The organism is Planktothrix sp. FACHB-1355 (assembly GCF_014748295.1).
Classification (GTDB): domain Bacteria; phylum Cyanobacteriota; class Cyanobacteriia; order Cyanobacteriales; family Aerosakkonemataceae; genus Aerosakkonema; species Aerosakkonema funiforme_A.
Genome location: NZ_JACJUP010000017.1, coordinates 1 through 18,954 on the forward strand (window position 1 = coordinate 1; position 18,954 = coordinate 18,954).

Here is an 18,954-nt window from a genome sequence, read left to right on the forward strand (position 1 = left end):
CGGCCTCAAACAATTGCTGTCCCTTCGTTTCAGGTCTTTCCTCCCCCGGACATTTAGCCTGTTAACGAGGACATCTACCTTGTTATTCGACATTATGCCTCACTCTATGAGGAATTCTACGAATCGGAGCAAAACTGGTTAAAAGTTCTTACCTTTGCCCTGTCCGAATATGCTTATTACTATTCCAGCGAAAAGTTTTGGCAAGGCTTTTGCGAACGTTTGGATATTTATCACAACCAAGCAGTAGAAAGTACCCTACGTCAAGTAGTTGATGAAGGAATTGAACTTTTAGGTTTAATCCGAGCTAAAGGGGGTTACAAGTATGTCTCAACTTTGTGGCTTCAGAGCGGTGTTCCAGAACAGAACCTGGGTCATTTTGCTCAACTCGTTCAGGAAGTTGCTGATGAATATGGCTGGTGGGAACTGTCTCACGCTCCCGATGAAGACCTTTCGCAGCTACTGCTAAGCTTTTGCCAAGAAAAACACCCACAATGGGGAACGCTCATTAACTTCCTCAAATCTAGTTATTCTGAAGATGAAGAAACTGAGCCTATTTCTGGGCAACTCCTTCAAGGTATCGCCATTATCGCCCAAGAATTAGAACGTCAACAAGCTGCTCCCCAAGCTTTGCAAGATGAAAATCAACGGGAAGAACTGTTAGGTAGTTATTATCTGCCGCAAAACTTTTTCCTACGAAATTGGAACGCTCTGATTCAGGTCTTAACACCTAGATCTGGCTCTGGTCGCACTCAGAGTATTATCAGTCGGCGTGGCAAACCCCTAGTCTTGAGTTTGGATGTTACCGATTCGTTGAATACCCAATTAGTGCTGCCAGAACAAACCATCTGGAAACCTGCATGGCGTAACTTACGAGGAACATACTGCCAAATTCCAGAGGCTAATTGGGAAAATATAATTCCAAGATCTGGATATTTAGAAATTCCAGAATTGCTTATTAATGTTAATCAAACGGCAGAAAACTGGAGTTTTCAACTTTTAGAGCACAATCGTCAATCTCTTCTGCAATGGTACTACACAGGCATCAACAATCAGCTTCCTTGCTTGATATTTGATGCCATAACAGGAAACCATTTACCACTATGCCTTTCTAAACCCACAATTATTGGTTCGGAAGAGATTATCTGCTTTACACCTAAAGAAATCCAACCCGAATTGGCTAACGGAATTGAGCTACTCGATGGTTGCATCCCATCCAGTCTGCGAGGGTGGCGCGGTTGGCAAATCAGACTCACTATCCCAGAGTCTTCAATCGTGCTAAACCTACCTGAAACAGGTCAGTCGCAACTCATCTGCTGGAAACTAGCAGATGATGAGCAACCAGTCTTGAAAGGATTGAGGTTGAAAGGAAAAAAACCAATCTATTTAGAAGCACCAACGTTCTGGTATCCGCCTCTGAATCAAACCTTAACTGTGAACGTTTTAATTGAAAATATTACCGAACGCACAATTATTGCTCGAACCTTAGAAACTCTACTTCCAAATAAACGCTGGTTTGCCATCTCCTTAAATCAGTGGATTACTGAACCGGGCTGCTATGAAGGACGCTTCTGGTTTGAGTCCAGGCGATGGTCTTATCGATTTGAGGTGCAATCCAACTATCAATCCTCTGGATTAACTGAACTCAATTCATTAAAAATTCGCAGCGATTCAGGATTTTCTGAAGTAGACTTGCCCATCAAACACGTTACTCTAGAAGAATTTTGGGCAGAAAGAATCAAATTCGACGGGTTATGGCCTTTGGAAGAAGTTATTTTATTTTTAGCCAATAGCAATGAGATAATTAGCTATCAATTCCAAGCAAATCCATCAGGAGTTTTAGCAATTAATATTGCAGCTTTGCACGACTTACTACTTGAATCCAACTGGTATGCTCTAGATTACCAGCGTTTGGGTTTAGAGCCGCAGCGACTACTTGAGATGAATATTTTATCTCAAGATATTAGTTGTATTTGGACAAATCAAGCTATTCAGCTTTCAGGGCTGCAACCTGGCAAGCTGTATTCCCTATCTTGTTGGAATCTACTTTTACCTGGTAAAAAACCAGAGGAAATTCAATTCTCTTTTATTGAACAGAACCTAGCGACTACTACAGTCCCGCTCAATCTATCCCCTGGCATTTATCAAATTCAACTGTTGAGTGCTCAACAGTTACCAAAGAATTTGGGTCTGTGGTGCGGTAGCGGTCAATACGATTTGCCTGAAGCAAGCAATGATAATGAGGATGTAGCAAACTATTGTTATACTATCCTGGACAGCAGTGAGTCTACAGAAGAATTCATAGCCGCCGTTAAAAAACTTAATCTAGATTTAAATTGCGTTCAGCTAAAAACTCTTGTTGATAGTTTAGACAATCATCAGTATTATTTTCCAGATTGGTTGGATGTAAATGCTTTATTGAATAAACTAAAAAAACTATTAGATTTTTTAATTGAATCTTCTGCTAGCTCAGTAAACACCTCTCAAAATCAAAAAAAACTTTCTCAAGACAAACTTTACAAAACTACGCCCATTCAGCTTGTAGAGAAAGGGATTTGGCACTTAGTTACTGTTCGTTCTCAAAAGCGTAGCTTGTTCTTAAAAGTTTTAGATAAGGCTCTGAAAGACAGTCAATTACAAGAACTTGTTTTAGAAATTAAGACCCCAAAAGACTCAGCTTACAAAGACATGGTTTTACTTCGATTGAGTAACTTAAAAGCTGCATCCATTCACCTTCAGCGGCTTGAGTATTTTCAAGGAATTGAACGCCGACCGCTGTCAAGGGAACAAGTTAATCGGATGTTGGGAGTTAGGTAATGGATATTGACAAAATTACTTTGTTGCTTAGCAAGCATCGACATCCTATTAATCCAGCAGTACCAACAACCTTGACTAAGCAGCAGATTGTTTCGCTAATGCGCTCAAGTCTCTCACCTAATCAGTCGCAAGATGAGTTAGAGCATAAAATCCAGGCAACTCTAATGGAACTACAGGCGCAAGGTGAAGTTTTAGCTGGGACTGGAAATCGTTATTGTATCGCTCCCCCAACTCTATTAGCTTTAGAGCGAGATAATTTGACTGGGCTGCTATTCCGAGGCGATCGCGCTTATCTTGCCCTAGCTCATCAGGTACTGAAAACCGAGCAAAGCAACAATGAGTTAAACATTCGTCCAAAAGTGCATGGCTTTCATCGGATCGGAGACTGCCTGAAGCAAGCCGGGATTCGCTTGCTGACTGTCGCCGACAGTATTGAGCATTTACCTTATCCCCGCCAGCCATCGAAAGCGGTGTTGCGTTCTCCTTGGCCAGAAAACCCTTTTACGATTAGAAACTGGCTTCATGAGGGTACTATTGAGCAATACCTGCCCCAACAAAATAGTTCTCAGCAAGAGCGCTGGAAACCCTTGATTTACGAGCAATTGCAGGAGCAGACATTACTAAAACTTCCTACAGGAGAATATCTCTGGTTTGCAGAGCAGGGTTTTTACGAGTTAGAGCCAGACGCGGCAATTTTGGCGATGCTCCACAAAGACGCCAAAATGGAATATCCTCTCAAAATCCATTGGGATGAACCGCAGGGAAGGCTGAATCTCTCTGGCGTTATCTTGCCCAATACCTATGCCCAATGGCTCTGGCGTCTTTCTGAACCCGATAAGGAAAGGTATCGGACTCGATATTTTCCATCAACTCACTGGCCTCTCGTTAAAAAAGCGTTTGAACGTTTGGGATGTATATTGGTATGACTCACTATCTTGACCCCATTGCAGCAGTCGAACAGCCTCGTGAAGATTTCATTCGTTACTTGCTCACAGCTTATCCACTGCGCGACCCACATCTGCGCTACGGTTTGAAACAACAGCTGGAACAGCCAGGAACTGTTTGGCAGCATCCTTATCTAGAAGGCTCGCAACCTTATTGCCCAGCTCATAGCGTTCAAGAATTGGTCAGTCATGGCATTTTGCATCCTGACATGGTGAGTTTGTTTACACCCAGCCATCGCCCTCTTTACGAACACCAGGAAAAAGCTGTCGAGGCAGTCATTCAGCAGCAGGAAAATATAGTTATTGCCACAGGTACGGGGTCGGGAAAAACTGAATGCTTCCTCATTCCGATGCTCAATTTGCTGCTTAGGGAAGAAGTCAACTTATCTCTGGCTGGGGTGCGGACGCTTATTTTGTACCCAATGAATGCTTTAGTTAATGATCAGGTTAAGCGCTTGCGTAAACTGCTTTGTCGCCAAGAAACAGCAGTCATTAAATTTGGATTTTATACGAGTAGAACCGAGACAAAGAAAGATAAAGCTGAAGAGTCTCTAAGATCTGAATTTCAGTCATATGAACCTAACGAGCTGCGGGAGTTATTCACTGAAGCTGAAAAAGACTCTTTGAATCTCAGCACTCGCGACAAATTAATCGAACAAGCTATTGATAAAACACTAAAAGTTCAAGCCATTTCACGAGAAGAGATATGGGAAAAGCCACCTCACATATTAGTAACGAACTACTCCATGCTAGAGCATATGTTGATTCGCCCTGTAGAGCGAACGAAAATTTTTGGTGCTTCAGCTTCAACCTTTAAGATGTTGGTAGTAGACGAAGCCCACACTTACAATGGCTCCACAGGTAGCGAAGTTTCGATGCTGCTAGAGCGATTAAAAATAGCAGTAGGGGTAGAAGAACCAGGGCGAATTCGCTGCATCGCTACCAGCGCCAGTTTAGGGGATGCTTCAGCAGATTCCAGCATCTTGAAATTTGCTGAGGAGTTTTTCGGCGAGCAGTTTAGTCAGGTGATTCGGGGCGATCGCGTTACCGCCACAGAACGATTAGGCAACCCCTACGCTTTGCCAGCAGAATTCACTTATGAAAAAATTCTAGGCTATTTGAGTATTTTAGACCTGCCTGCTCTTCACGCTCCTTTGAATGTTTGGCTAAACCGACTCAGTGGGATCGTCCCTCCAGAAGAGTTAGCAGCAGCACAATCGCAAGCTGGAAATGATATCCACAAATTTCTCTGGTTTTCACTCAAGCAACATCCGCACTTTCATCGACTAATTAACATCCTGAGTCGTCAATCTCAACGGTGGGAACAAATAGCTCAATCTAAAGAATTGTGGGGTATAAATTCACCTGTTAATTTAGATGGTAGCATCAATGATACGGATGCCAAACAAGCATTAGCTCATCTGCTACAGTTAGGCACTTTGGCTCGTGCAAATCCCGACGATCTACCTCTAGTGCCAGTGAAACTGCATCTTTTGTTCCGCAGTTTAGAGGGACTTTATGTTTGCATCAATCCCGATTGTTCAGGAGGCTTGCGAGATCCAAACTATGCAGAGTATCCACTCCAGTATGGGCGTCTTTATCTGAATGAAAAAATCATCTGTGATGACTGTGATTCTCCTGTATTAGAGTTGGGGAGTTGCTATCAATGCGGTCAAGCTTATGCTTTGACTCAAGTTAACAACTTATCTAAACTAGAACCTCTTCCCAGAGCCAGTCAAGAATTAAGAGAAAGTCCCAGAATTTATACTTTGACTTCAGGTCTTTTAGAAAGCATTACAGAAGAAGAGGAAGCCGGCGAAGCAGAGGAAGAAAAAGAACCTGAAAAACCATCTACTTTTACAATCTACAAGCGAGATGGTTGGATTGGCATCCCTTCAGCAGCACCCTTCTCATCAACAGATCCAGCAGAAGGTAAATTTCATCTGGCGTGGCATCGTCAGAAAGATGACAAAAATCTGGATGGATGTTACTTGCCTAAGTGCGCTGCTTGTGGTGCCAAGCCAGTTCGCGCCAGAGCAATCAATTTATTCGTTGCCTACACGGATGCTCCCTTGCAGGCCATGATTGATAGCCTTTTCGCTCTACTGCCTGAACCTGAATCAAATCAACAAAACTCATCAAAGCGTAAGCTGCTAACTTTTTCTGATGGGCGTCAGGATGCTGCATTTTTTGCTTCAGATTATCAGCGCAATCATTCAGAAACTCTTTATCGCCAGATAATTTGGCAGGCTTTCCAAGAGGCTAAGGGTACTGATGACATTGCATCTATCAATCAGGTAATTAACAAAATCAAGGATAAATTTTTAGAAATTTCGATTCCTCATCCAGAGCGAGATTCTAAGCTCAATTATCGGAGTTATGTTCCAGGCGACTCATTAGAAGATAAAGAAATACAGAATAGGCGGGATTGTCAAGCTCGTGCAGAAGCCCGTGCTAAAGAGTTATTAGTCCGGGAGTTTGCTATACGTCTGGCACGTCGCTTATCATTAGAAGCTTTTGGAATATTAGCTTGTCATATTGATTTTTCGGATAACAATCTGTTCGAGAGAGTAGGTGATAGGTTCAGTATTTCAAGCTATGAAGCTCGAATTTTTCTAGTCGGCATTACCGATATTATTCGTCGTACAGGTATTGTCAGCATTGAGGGAGCCTCTCAATATTTTCCTGAAATTGGAGGAGTTGAAGGTGCTAGAAATCCAATACTTGACCCGCAGGGGCGCTCTTTAAACTATCTATTTTTAGAAAAACCCAAGGATGATGTCAAAAAATATCAAGAATCTCCCGATTTTCTGCTTAAAGTGAAGCAGTCAGGTGAATTAAGCAAAGTACAAAATCGCCTGGGTTGGTATTATTTGAGACTATTCGGCGAACAACTTCCCAACAGAGAAGATTTTACTTGGCTTTTTAGGCAGCTTCAAGATTCTGGATTACTGGTTCCTGCGAAGCACGGACATCAACTAAATTGGAATCTGTTGAATCTTATTGAAACAAAGCAGCATTGGTATCGGTGCAATCGCTGCCAGCAACTTGTTCACGTTCCTGGCTTATCACAAATATCCCACCCTACTATTAATGTATGGGGATGTCCTGTTCGATTATGTGAGGGTACACTTCAGCCCTACACCTCTGAAAAAATTGAACAGGTAACAAACAAGCATTATCAACAGCATCTAATTAAAAATCGGTTGCCGTTGCCATTACGTTCCCAAGAACACACAGCACAGCTAGGCGTTGGCGAACTAGAAAAACGCGAAAACCGTTTCCGGCGCGGTCAAATCAATATGCTCAGTTGTTCTACAACCCTTGAAATGGGCGTAGATATTGGTGAACTGCAAGCGGTTGTTCTCCGCAACTTTCCTCCCCATGTTAGCAACTACCAACAACGAGCTGGACGCGCCGGACGCCGAACAGATGGGGTTGCTGTTACCCTAATGTATGGGCAGCGCCGCCCCCATGACAGGTTTTATTTTGAGCAGCCCGAACAACTGATTGCTGGTAGCAATCAGATTCCTAAACTAGATGCTGATAACTTCCAAATTCAGCAACGCCACATTCGAGCCGAGTTATTATCTGCATTTTTGAAGACTAACGGGATTGGTGCCGAAGCAGTAACAATTGCTGATTTCTTCAGTTTACCTTTGCAAAATTATGGAGCGGCTCCAGATTTTAGCCCTCCACCGACAGCAATGGTTTCTGAACTGCGGGAATGGTTACATACTGACACAACTTATTCTATTGCCCAATCCTGGCTAAATAGGCTTAAAAGCTCTGAGTCTGCCCAAAATGTATTAAATCAGTTTCTTGAAGCTCTATCACTTTTTCAGGGAGGTCAATTAGAAGATTGGAATAGTCTGGTATCACCACTTATAACTCTTCGAGAAGACATTTTGGCAGAGACTGACCGGAAAAAACGAAATGGATTAGAGAAACGACGGGATGGAATTGAAGCTGAATTAGATAAAATTGCTAAACGCCGACTTCATGATGAATTAGTTCAGGCAAGCATTCTGCCAATTTATGGTTTCCCAATTGATGTAGTTCGTTTACTTACTGGGGAAAGTAATCAATTCAAATCCTCTCAGGGACGGCATAGATTGGAACGCGATCGCCGCCTTGCTCTGGGTGAATATGCCCCAGGTCAGGAAATTGTTGTAGATGACCGAGTTTACCAGAGTGTGGGCATTCTTAGACCTAACGACTTGGAGAAGAAATACTACTGGGTCTGTAAAAACTGTAATCACTTTCGAGCATCAACTGTAGAAGAAGTTATGGAAGAATGTCCAGTCTGCGGTTGGGAACCTACCCCGGCTACCGCTCAAAAAATGAAAGCTTACAAGGTTCCTAAAGCCTTCACTACAGACTGGACAGCTACTCCAAAAGTGACACCCTATACTAAGCCGCAGCGACAACCAACGTCACAAGTCTTTTTAGCCAATGATGGAGAAAATATAGAAGAGGTGGCCCATGAGTCGGGTATGTACTCCCTAACCGTCAGTCAAAGCGGCAGGTTCTTTTTAGCTAATCAAGGAGTACTGGGAAATGGTAAGGGCTTCAACAGGCAGGGGTTTGCTATTTGTCAAACCTGTGGCAAAGATTTAAGTGATATGGTGAAAAAAGAGCGGGAAGCAAATAGCCAAACAGCTCGCACTAAAAAATCCTCTGCTAGTTCTAAATCATCACGCTCTAGCCATAATCATCCGATTACAGGTAAAGAGTGTTTCGGGAGTTACTATTTTATTCATTTGGGTCATGAATTTCGCAGCGATTTGCTGAAGATTCAATTTGACCGAGTTACAAAACCGATGCCTCTCTTTGGTGAAGTTCTTCACTTTGGAGATGAACAAACAATTTCATCTGTATCAGACAATCCCAATCAAAGTATCAACGGCTTGGGATTTTGGCAATCGTTGACTTACGCAATCTTAGCCGCAGCAGCCCAAGTGATTGATGTGCCTCGGACAGAATTGGACGGACTGTTTAGACCTCTAGCAGATGGACGAGCCGAAATAATTATTTACGACAATGTTCCAGGGGGAGCAGGATACAGCCGACGCATTGCTGCTCAATTTCAGGAGGTCTTGGAAAAAGCCTACTGGATTGTGAGTTCCTGTAGTTGTGATACCAGTTGCTATGACTGCTTAAGAACTTACTCCAATCAACCATTTCATACCGAATTGAACCGTCATGTAGTGGCACAATTTCTCAAACCTCTCGTAGAGCAGATTAAACCCGATCCTGAATTGCAAAACTTTGCTCCTAATGCCAATCGGGTTAGTTTATCTCAAACAGCTACTCGTCTACCTGCACTCTGCCGTATGGCTGCTTCGGCTAGCACAATTTACTTGCCTTCTTTAATAGATTCTTTGGGTTTGAATCACGGTTCACTGCTATCTTGGTTCAAGCTTTTGACTGATGCTGTTTACTCCATGCAGCGCAATGGTATGCCACTGGAGTTGATAGTTAATCAACTACCAGAACTTAATAATGTTTCAGATTCCGCTCAGGAGCAGCGATCGCACCTGCTCCTCCTGCGAAAACGTCTACAGCAATGGATAGACCAGGGGTTGCTCCATCTCTACCAGTCATCTATTGAGGCTTTACCAGCATTGTGTCTAAGCACCCATCAGCATAACCGGATTGCTTTAGAACTACACAAAAATTTACATTCAAATGAATCGCTTGAATGGTTTCAAACCCGAAGCCGTGAAGGTGTAGAGATAGTATTTAATCGGTTGCAAAACCAACGCCAGCAAGCCAGACTTGTACCCGCTTCGGAGTTAGAAGATCCAGATACATTTGTAGTTTTTCCAGAGCCTAGCTGGAGCAACCTCAGCCTAACAGAATTGCGGCAGAAGCTGCAAATAGACCGTATATTGTCGGGTAGTCAGATTAAGAGCGTGCTGTACCGCGATCGCTATCTCGATGAGTCTGGAGCAAGAATCCTAGCTGACTTACTGCAAGGCGAGTGGCTTTCTTCAAACTCTGCTGTTAACATTTGGGTTCTCGAAGACAGCAAATCTCAATCAGCTGCTCAACGAAAAGCCCAATTAGAAGCAGCATTGACCGAACTTAATGTTATCGGAATTCAACCTCAAGTTAAAGTTCAACCGCAACATCAACGTTCTCATTTTCGCCACGGACGCGATCTGGTTCTTCACAGGCTCGACGGTCAGAAGTACAAGATTATCTTTGATATGGGGCTTAACTTTGTCGAGGTCAACCAAGATGGAACCTACTCTATAAAACAGCCAACCTATGTAGTGATTACAAGAGCAGACTGTTGAAGAGGCGACAATTGTCGCTAAAACCCTTGCACCGTCCGTTTTGTACCACATCGCCTTTTCAAAAAATTGAGCCAATTTTTTGGGCTCTTCCGTACTTAGTGTGCCAAATTATTAGTTTTTGGTTTCCTACACCCTAGCTGGCTATGATTTCAAGGCGATCGCCCCGTCAGGAGCAAGTTCCATAAGACAAGCTAAGGGTAAATAATCTCAAAGCCTTACCTAGCAAAGCCTTGAGCATAAATTTAAGTTAACTTAGCACACTAAGTACGGAAGAGCCGGAATCGCACAACCAATCAAAGCAATTAGACCCTGTTTCTGCTGCAATACCAAAGCAATGACCGCTCCTGTCCCAGTAATTCCTAGTGCTTTAATCGCCCAGATTTGTCTATTGTAGTCTTCAATAGTATTTTGCAAGAAAAAATATTCCTGCTTGAGCAGTTCTAACTCAAAGTCAGTCAGTGGCTTAGGCGGAGTAGGAGGTGGGGGATTAGACATTAGACATAGTTGAGATTACTAAGACTAAGATAAATCAGAGCCTTACATTACAGGAAGATGCTCCATCACCGTTAAATACTCTGTCAATGGTCAACTGGGACGCTTACCTAGAATCAATCTGCCAAAAATACGCTCAGTGGTGGGACGTTTACACGCTGACGGATGTGGAGGGATGCCAGCAAGCTGAGGCTGCACCGTCGCATCTGCTTGATTTTAACCTGATGGTGCAGACGGTACAGCCAGCCAAGGAAGAGAGGGAGCAGCAGAAAACCGAGCGATTTGACGTGCTGGAAGGGTTGCGGAAGTATGCCCCAGATCATGTATTGCTGGTGGGGCGTCCTGGTTCGGGAAAATCAACCGCACTAGCGCGGCTACTGTTAGAAGAAGCACAAAAAGCACAGCAGGCACAGCAGACGAAAATTCCGGTGTTGGTAGAGTTGCGGTATTACCGAACTTCGGTGGTGGAGTTGGTACAGGAATTTTTGCAACGGCATGACCCCAGTTTAGAGTTAGATGCCGAGAAGCTGAAAACTTGGCTGCGTCAGGGGCAATTACAGCTGCTACTAGATGGTTTAAATGAATTGCCTTCAGAAGATGCGCGACGTGATTTGAAGACCTTTCGGCAGAACTACCAAAAGACCACGTTGATGGTTTTCACGACGCGGGATTTGGGGGTAGGGGACGACCTCGGTATTACCAAGAAGCTGGAAATGCAACCCCTGACGCAAGCACAGATGCGGCAGTTTGTCCGCGCCTATCTGCCACAGCAAGGAGAGCAGATGCTTTCGCAGTTAGGCAGTCGGTTGCGGGAGTTTGGGCAAACACCTCTGCTGTTGATGATGCTGTGTTCCCTGTTCGGAAAGATAGGGAAGCTAATACCTAGTTTGGGCTGGATGTTTCAGCAGTTTACTCAGCTGGTTTACGACGGTGATCTTAGACTAAATAGCCAAGCTCACGTTTACGAAAAAGTAAGTGTTGCCGTTTATAGGGATTTCAAGGACTGGTGGCGTCAACTGTTGGAACACTTAGCATTTGTTATGATGCGGGGTGAATCCTCCACAGTGCCGCAATTAGTTATCACTAGGCATCAAGCTAAGGAAATTTTCATCCAGTTCTTGAAAGGCAAAGTTGAATACCCTGATGATCGTGCTATTCGTTGGCTTATAGATTTACTAAATCATCACTTGATTCAACGAGGGACAGAAAATCAAAAGATTCAATTTCCGCACCAACTGATTCAGGAATATTACACGGCAGAAAGTTTAGTCAAGTTGTTACCAAGCCTCAGTGATGAGGAATTAAAGCGGGATTATCTGAATTATCTGAAATGGACTGAACCCCTGGCACTGATGGAGGAGTTGGTCGAGGATGAGGCGCAGGCGATGCGAGTGGTAAAGTTAGCTTTAGAAGTTGATTTGAGGCTAGGGGCAAGGCTGGCAGGGGCGGTAAAACCAGAGTGGCAAGAACAAACAGTGGGTTTAGTAGCTAAGTTAGAAATTCCTCAGTTACTCAAAATCCAGCTTTTGGGTATGACGCTTTCTAATAGTGCAATCCCGACTCTCCTCCAAGCTTTGAGTGATGAATGCTCTGATTTTCGTTGGAGCGCTGCCTCCGCATTGGGAAGAATCGGTAGTGAGGTAGTCGTATCTGGACTCTCTAAAGCCCTCAAGGATGAAAACTCTGCTGTTCGTCAGAGCGCTACCTCTGCATTAGGGAAAGTCGGTAGCGAAAAAGCTGTGTCTGAACTCTCTCAAGCTCTCAAAGATGAGAACTCTGCTGTTTGTCAGAGTGCTGCTTCCGCACTAGGGAAAGTCGGTAGCGAAAAAGCTGTATCTGCACTCTTTGAAGCTTTAAAAGATAAACGCTCCGATGTTCGTCAGAGTGCTGGTTCTGCATTAGGGGAAATTGGTAGTAAGGCAGCCGTGTTGGCACTCTTTGAAGCTTTAAAAGATAAACGCTCCGATGTTCGTAAGAGTGCTGCTTCTGGGTTAGAGAAAGTCAGTAGCGAAGAAGCTGTGCCTGCTCTAATTCAAGCCTTGGAACATCAAGACTCTCAAATTCGAGGAAGATCTGCCTGTGCCTTAAAAAAAATTGGTAGTAAGCAGGCTGTACCTGCGTTGATTCATGCCTTGGAGGATGAAGAGAGTTTTGTTCGTGGGCACGCTGCCTCTGCTTTGGGGGCAATCAATAGTAAGGAGGCTGTACCTGCGTTGATTCATGCTTTGGAGGATAGAGAACGTTTTGTTCGCTCGAACGCTATCTCTGCCCTAGGGAGAATGGGCAGTCAGGATGCTGTGCCTGCCCTCATTGAGGCTTTAAAAGACGACAACTCTCGTATTCGTGAGGATGCTATCTCCGCGTTAAAGAGAATTGACACCCCGGAAGCCAGGTCTGCTCTAAGAAAAGCTTCAAACGACCGAGACTCATATATTCGTGGAGAAGTTGCCCCGGCGCTGGCAGAAATAGGCAGTGAGCAATCTATCTCAGAACTCTTAGCGGCTTTGAAACTCGATGACCCTCACATTCGCGGAAAAGCCGTATCTAAGCTGGGAGACATCCGCTGTGAGCAAGCTGTACGTCCACTAATCCAAACTCTGAGTGATGAAAACCCTGATGTTCGTAGGAGAGCCGTCTCCGCATTAAGGAAAATTGGTAGTGAGGAAGCTGTTTTCGGACTAGTTCAAGCTTTAAAGCATGAGAAGTTGGATGTTCGTCAAAATACTGCCGAGGCATTAAAGAAAATCGGTAGCCCTGAATTGCTACCTTACTTCAGCAAGCTTTTGCAAGAAGCTGGCACTGGTTACATCCTTAACACAATATCTGCGGTTCAAGAGCGCTGCAAATTCTACAACTACACCCTTAACCAACTTAATATCCCACCTACTCAACCCACCTCCACCTCCCTAATGTACATTCTTCACCTCTCTGACCTCCACTTCGGCACTCCCGATCAAGCCAACCTTTGGTCTAACCAACTTGCAACAGACTTATACAACGACCTCTCCATCCCTCACCTAGACTCTCTCATCCTCTCCGGCGACATCGCCAACTACTCCACAGAAGAAGAATACAAAGCCGCCGAACAATTTCTCCACAACTTCCACCAAGACTTCCCCCTAAACCCAGAGCAAATTATCCTCGTTCCCGGCAACCACGATCTCAACTGGAAACTGGCAAGAAAAGCTTACAGACTCGTTGACCGCGAAGACTACGACGGAGAACTAAAAGACGGTCACTACATCGAAGAGAGTGCAAGCGTCATCCGAGTCCGAGACGAAGCCGAATACAAACAGCGCTTTGCCCACTTCAGCCAATTCTATGAAACCATCAAACAAAAACCCTATCCCCTGGACTACCACCAGCAATTTACCCTAGACCACCTAAAAAAGCAAAACCTGCTAATCTTGGGGCTAAACTCCGCTTGGCAACTCGACCACCACTACAAAACCCGCGCCAGCATTCACATGGAGGCCCTCAGCAACGCCCTCACCCAGATTCGCCGTAACACAGACTACAGAAATTCCCTCAAAATAGCTGTTTGGCACCATCCCCTCAACAGTGCCTTTGAAGACCGCATTACTGATCAAGGCTTTATGGAACAACTAGCCGTCGCTGGCTTCCGCTTGTTCCTGCACGGTCACATTCATAAAGCTGAAACTAGCCTCTATCGTTATGATATAAGCGTCAATGGTCGAAAATTAGACAGAATTTGTGCTGGAACCTTTGGCGCACCCACCAGAGAGTTGATACCTGGTTATCCCTGGCAGTACAACCTGCTCAAGTTTGAAGGCAATAAACTAACCGTCCATACCCGTCGCCGGGAAGAACTTAACGGTGCTTGGAAACCCGATGCCCAATGGAGTCAAGGGCCAGGACAAAACCCTTTACCCTACTATCAAATTCAACTATCAGAAATAACAACCAGTAATAGTAAAACTCAATCAAAGGAAACTTCACAACCGCCGCCTGTGGCTGCTAGACAAGTTGATTTACAGAAAATTCCTCAATCTATGACCTGTGCAATTATTCTCACTGCTATTCCTGTAGAGTACGTAGCTGTTCGCTCCCATCTAACCAACCTGCGAGAAGAAATTCACCCGCAAGGAACAGTTTATGAAAGAGGGAACTTCTCAGCGAATGGTCAAACTTGGGAGATTGGTATTGTGGAAATTGGCGCAGGTAATAATGCAGCTGCCTTAGAAGCCGAACGAGCGATCGCCTACTTCAATCCCAGTATTGTCTTATTCGTAGGAGTTGCAGGTGGTATCAAAGATGTCAGGCTGGGTGATGTAGTAGCAGCTACGAAAGTTTACGGTTATGAGTCTGGGAAAGCAGAGTCAATCTTTAAACCTAGACCCGATGTGGGATTATCTGCTTACCGAATAATACAACGAGCCAGAGCCGAAGCCAAAAAACCAGATTGGCTGCAACGGCTGATACCACCTCCTAATCAAATCCCCCGTGTATTTGTCGCCCCCATTGCTGCCGGGGAAAAGGTAGTTGCTTCAGCCAAATCCGGTATTTTTAAGTTTCTTCAGTCAAATTATGGTGATGCAGTAGCAGTAGAAATGGAAGGAAGAGGTTTGCTGCAAGCGGCTCATGCTAACCAGCAAGTCTCGGCACTAATTATTCGTGGTATTGCCAATTTGATTGATGCGAAAAGTGAACTAGATGCTGCTAGCTTTCAGGAAACCGCTGCACACCACGCTAGTGCTTTTGCCTTTGAAATTCTAGCAAAGCTTGAAGGTTTAAGTAATTCAGCTTGTAGCAGTGAACCCGAAACTCAATCCAACTCTTTTCTTTATAATGTAGAGCAAGGTTCCATCACCAATCAGGGCACACATCAGGGAGATACAGTTGCTGTATCTATTCAGCAACCTTCTGGTGCGCTAAATTCTATCTCCCCGACACCAAATTTTCCTGATTTTTTTGGTAGAACCACTGAATTAAACGAACTTGAGCAGAAAGTTCTAGAGTCCCGTGTTGTACTCGTATACGGAACCCCAGGGGTTGGAAAAACCTATGTATCAGCAAAAGTTGCCAAGGCACTGAGCGAAGAATACAAAGTACTGTGGTTGGATAAAGAAGAACTAACCCTTGATGAACTGCTATTTCAGATAAATGAATTCTTAAAAGCAAATGGGGAATACGGTTTTATCACGACGTATGACGAACAAAAGATAGAGTCTCAGAAAAAGATTCCTACGCTAGTTCAGGTAATAAGTTCTAGCAAAATTAATAAATATGTTATTTTTATTGACAATTTTCAGCATACTAATCATTCAGAACTAAAGCCATTCATTGAACGATTTAGCATTTATGCACAGAAAAGTCGAGTTGTTCTGCTCGACCATTTATCAGCACATGATCGGTTGGGGCTATCGCTGGCTGCAAAAGTACAGGAATATGAGATGAAAGGATTTCAACGCAACGAAGCAACTGACTATATAAATAAGCAAAGTGAAGGGTCTAGACTCGAATGGCTTCCTGATGATGTGAATAAAGTGATTGAAAGCACAGATGGACATCCTATTGCCTTAAATTTAATTGTTCACCTGTGTCGGAGAGGAGCTTTACTGAAGGATGTGCTGGAACGTCCCGTAAAGTATGATGAGGAATTTGGAGCGAGTGAGCTACATCAGAAACTCCTAAAAGATATTGCAGAGCATCTTAATAACGAAGAAAAAGAAGCTTTACACCGTCTTTCGGTGTTTCGCATACCAGTTCAACGTTCTGCTTGGAAATGTTTGAATATTAAGGAGCAGATTGTAGAATCGCTATTACAACGAAAATGGCTCACATCAGTAAGTTTTGACAGATTTCAAATGCATCCTCTTATGCGTGAATTTTGGTGGGAAAAAGCACCTCATCCTCAAGACGAAAAGTTATCTTGGCATGAAAAAGCTGGTCATTACTATTGGGAGTTGGGAAAAAATAGCGCCATAGAAATCTTGGATCGCAGTGCTTATCTTGAAGCCTACTATCACTTTAATAAAACTGGGCAAGCTAATTTAGCAGCACAGGTTGTGAATGAGTTGATTTGTTACATATATCAGAAAGAACGCCTACCATCTGAAAGACTACCGGGATTAACAGCATGGCTACTTGAGCTAGACAGCAGTGTTTTTGATAACAAGCCCTGGCTACTTTTGGAAAAAGGTTGCAAATTAGAGAAAAAGGGTACAGGAAAAGAAGCTGAAGATGTTTTCCAACAAGCTTACAGAGCGTTTGAGCATGAAAAAAATCAATTAGGAGCGTCTGTTGCTTTGTATTATGTGGGGAAGATACTCCATCGTAAACAGCCTAAACTAGCCCTAAAATACCTTGATCTGGTTCTAAAGATAGCAGAGGAGAGTTGTCCCCCTGATATTCCTATGCAGATCCGAACATTAGGTAAACTTATTAGCTGTTATACCGATCTTGGAGACTACCCTGCTGCATTAGATGCTGCTACTCATGCTGAGAATCTAGCCCTTACCTCTGGAGATCGGCTCGGTCGTGCTTTAATTTTGTATCGCAAGGGTAGCAGCGCACGTAATCAAAGTAACTTCTCTAAAGCAGAGGAATTCTTTAGTAGTAGTGCAGAAGCATTTGAGAAGCTAGGAGATATTTATAGAGCCTCAAAATCTTACTCGCGTTTAGGTCTTGTCCAGGAAAGACAAGGTAAATTCGCACAAGCTATAAATAACCTTGAAAAAGCTATCAAAATCAAACGACAGATTAATGATGAATATGGTTTAGCTCTAGATTTAGATTATTTAGCAGATGTTTATCGGTCTCAGGGACTCTATAGGCAAGCTATCAATCGTTATGAAGAATCACTAGCTCTCAAAAAGAAAGGAAATGATGTTTATGGGCTGGTCAAGACATATAATAATTTAGCTAGAGTTGAGTTGACCATAGGGAGATTGCCAGAAGCCAATGATTATCTACAAAAATCTGAAGAAGGAATCAAAAATTTAAAAGAGAACAATGAACGGTATATTGGGCTTTCTGGCTCACGTTTGATTATCCAAGGAGACTTGAAAATTAGCCAAGGCAATCACAATGAAGCATTGCACTCATATCAACAAGCAAAAGTGTGCTTTAGTTCCACACCTCACAGCTATGCACGAGTTCTATTAAGTATTGGTCGAACTTATCTTGAACTTAGGAAAATCGCTCTAGCTAAGAAGTATTTGAACGATTCTCTACAAATTTTTGAACAGCAACATACACCTTATCATGAAGCTCTTGCCCTAACATATCTGGCAAGATTGACAGCTATAACGGGTCGGATAGAGGAGGCAAATGCTCAGAATCAAAAAGCTATGAGCCTTGCTATAGAAAACAAGTTGCAACCAATTTTAATCATTTATCAAGAGACTCAAGGATTAATTGAAGAGACCAAAGTTTTTAAAGAATTCAACTTTGAGACTATACGAATTTCAGAAAAAGAAGAAATTACAGAAACTTTAATTCAGCGTGTAGAAAAGCACTACGATGCAGCGATTCAGGACGAATCGAGAAAAAAAGAAGCATTGCGACAAGAAGAAATCCCAAAAGAAGAAATCCTAAATGTAGTAAGATTGCGACTTAAAAAGATCCTATGGCGACTTACGGTAAAGCATTTTATTGGTGAGCAGTTTTCCTCCGAGCAGGCTCACCAATTGTTACAAACAGCAGACAATAATCCAGATAGCTCATCGTTGAAAAAGCTGTTGATGCTAGAGCTATTAATTACTAAACAAACACTGCATATCTTACATTCAATATCAACATTAGTAGCGAAAAGAATAGCCGAGTATGCCTTATATATACTTTGTCCTTTAGTTCTAAGGTTTGGTTTCAATACGATACGACAAGAGATAGAAAGCTTGGCTTTTAGATTTCTATTTCCGAGTGATTATCAAGAAATAACTCAACTAATTAATTCAAAATTTTCAAATCAAAAACGCTTTATATTACTGTTAAAAGCGGAGCTTGAAATACGTCTAAGGCAGAAAAATATTCAGTTTGAACTTCAAGCTAGAGCTAAAACACCTTACAGCATCTATAGGAAGAAGACAGAGCGCAGAGTTAACCTGGATGAAATTATTGATTTGGTCGGATTTCGTATCATTACCCAAACTAAGGATGAATGTTACAAAGCCCTAGATGTTGTAAAGGTTATGGGCAAACTTTATGAAGGTGAAGGAATTTTAGCGGAACCTATACGAGATTACATTTTACGGCCTAAAAAGTCCACTGGCTATCAGTCTATTCATGTAAATATAATGATAGAGCCAGATATGGAGAAGTTTAAGGAGCCTGAATCTCATGTTGTAGAGTTTCAAATCAGAACTCAAAAAATGGATTTAGCTGCTGAAGTAGGCGACGCAGCTCATTCACTTTACAAGAGTACAGCTAACTATGCC

The 18,954-nt window shown here is 43.1% G+C and carries 5 protein-coding genes; 4 read left to right on the forward strand and 1 reads right to left on the reverse strand.

All coding sequences use genetic code 11. The features are described 5' to 3' along the window. The first annotated feature begins 219 nt into the window (after window positions 1–219). From H6S82_RS32635 to H6S82_RS02275, 3 genes are read left to right on the forward strand one after another with little or no spacing between them, the layout of a single operon-like run. Window positions 220–2,814 carry a hypothetical protein gene (locus H6S82_RS32635; protein ID WP_199315123.1) on the forward strand — a complete coding sequence of 865 codons (2,595 nt, stop codon included), beginning with the start codon at window positions 220–222 and terminating at the stop codon, window positions 2,812–2,814. Next, window positions 2,814–3,740 carry a hypothetical protein gene (locus H6S82_RS02270; protein ID WP_190462342.1) on the forward strand — a complete coding sequence of 309 codons (927 nt, stop codon included), beginning with the start codon at window positions 2,814–2,816 and terminating at the stop codon, window positions 3,738–3,740. Before H6S82_RS32635 ends, H6S82_RS02270 begins: the two co-directional genes overlap by 1 nt. After that, entirely contained in the window at window positions 3,737–10,063 is a 6,327-nt protein-coding gene (locus H6S82_RS02275; protein ID WP_242056781.1) for a DEAD/DEAH box helicase, read from the forward strand. Before H6S82_RS02270 ends, H6S82_RS02275 begins: the two co-directional genes overlap by 4 nt. A gap of 252 nt (window positions 10,064–10,315) precedes the next feature. Here H6S82_RS02275 and H6S82_RS02280 read toward each other — a convergent pair whose 3' ends face one another. Further along, the gene (locus tag H6S82_RS02280; protein WP_199315124.1) at window positions 10,316–10,558 is read right to left on the reverse strand and encodes a hypothetical protein; all 243 of its coding nucleotides are present in this window, start codon (window positions 10,556–10,558) and stop codon (window positions 10,316–10,318) included. 86 nt (window positions 10,559–10,644) lie between these two features. Between H6S82_RS02280 and H6S82_RS33210 the strand changes: the two genes are divergently transcribed. After that, window positions 10,645–18,954: HEAT repeat domain-containing protein (locus H6S82_RS33210; protein WP_242056782.1), on the forward strand; the 8,310-nt coding region annotated here is incomplete at its 3' end.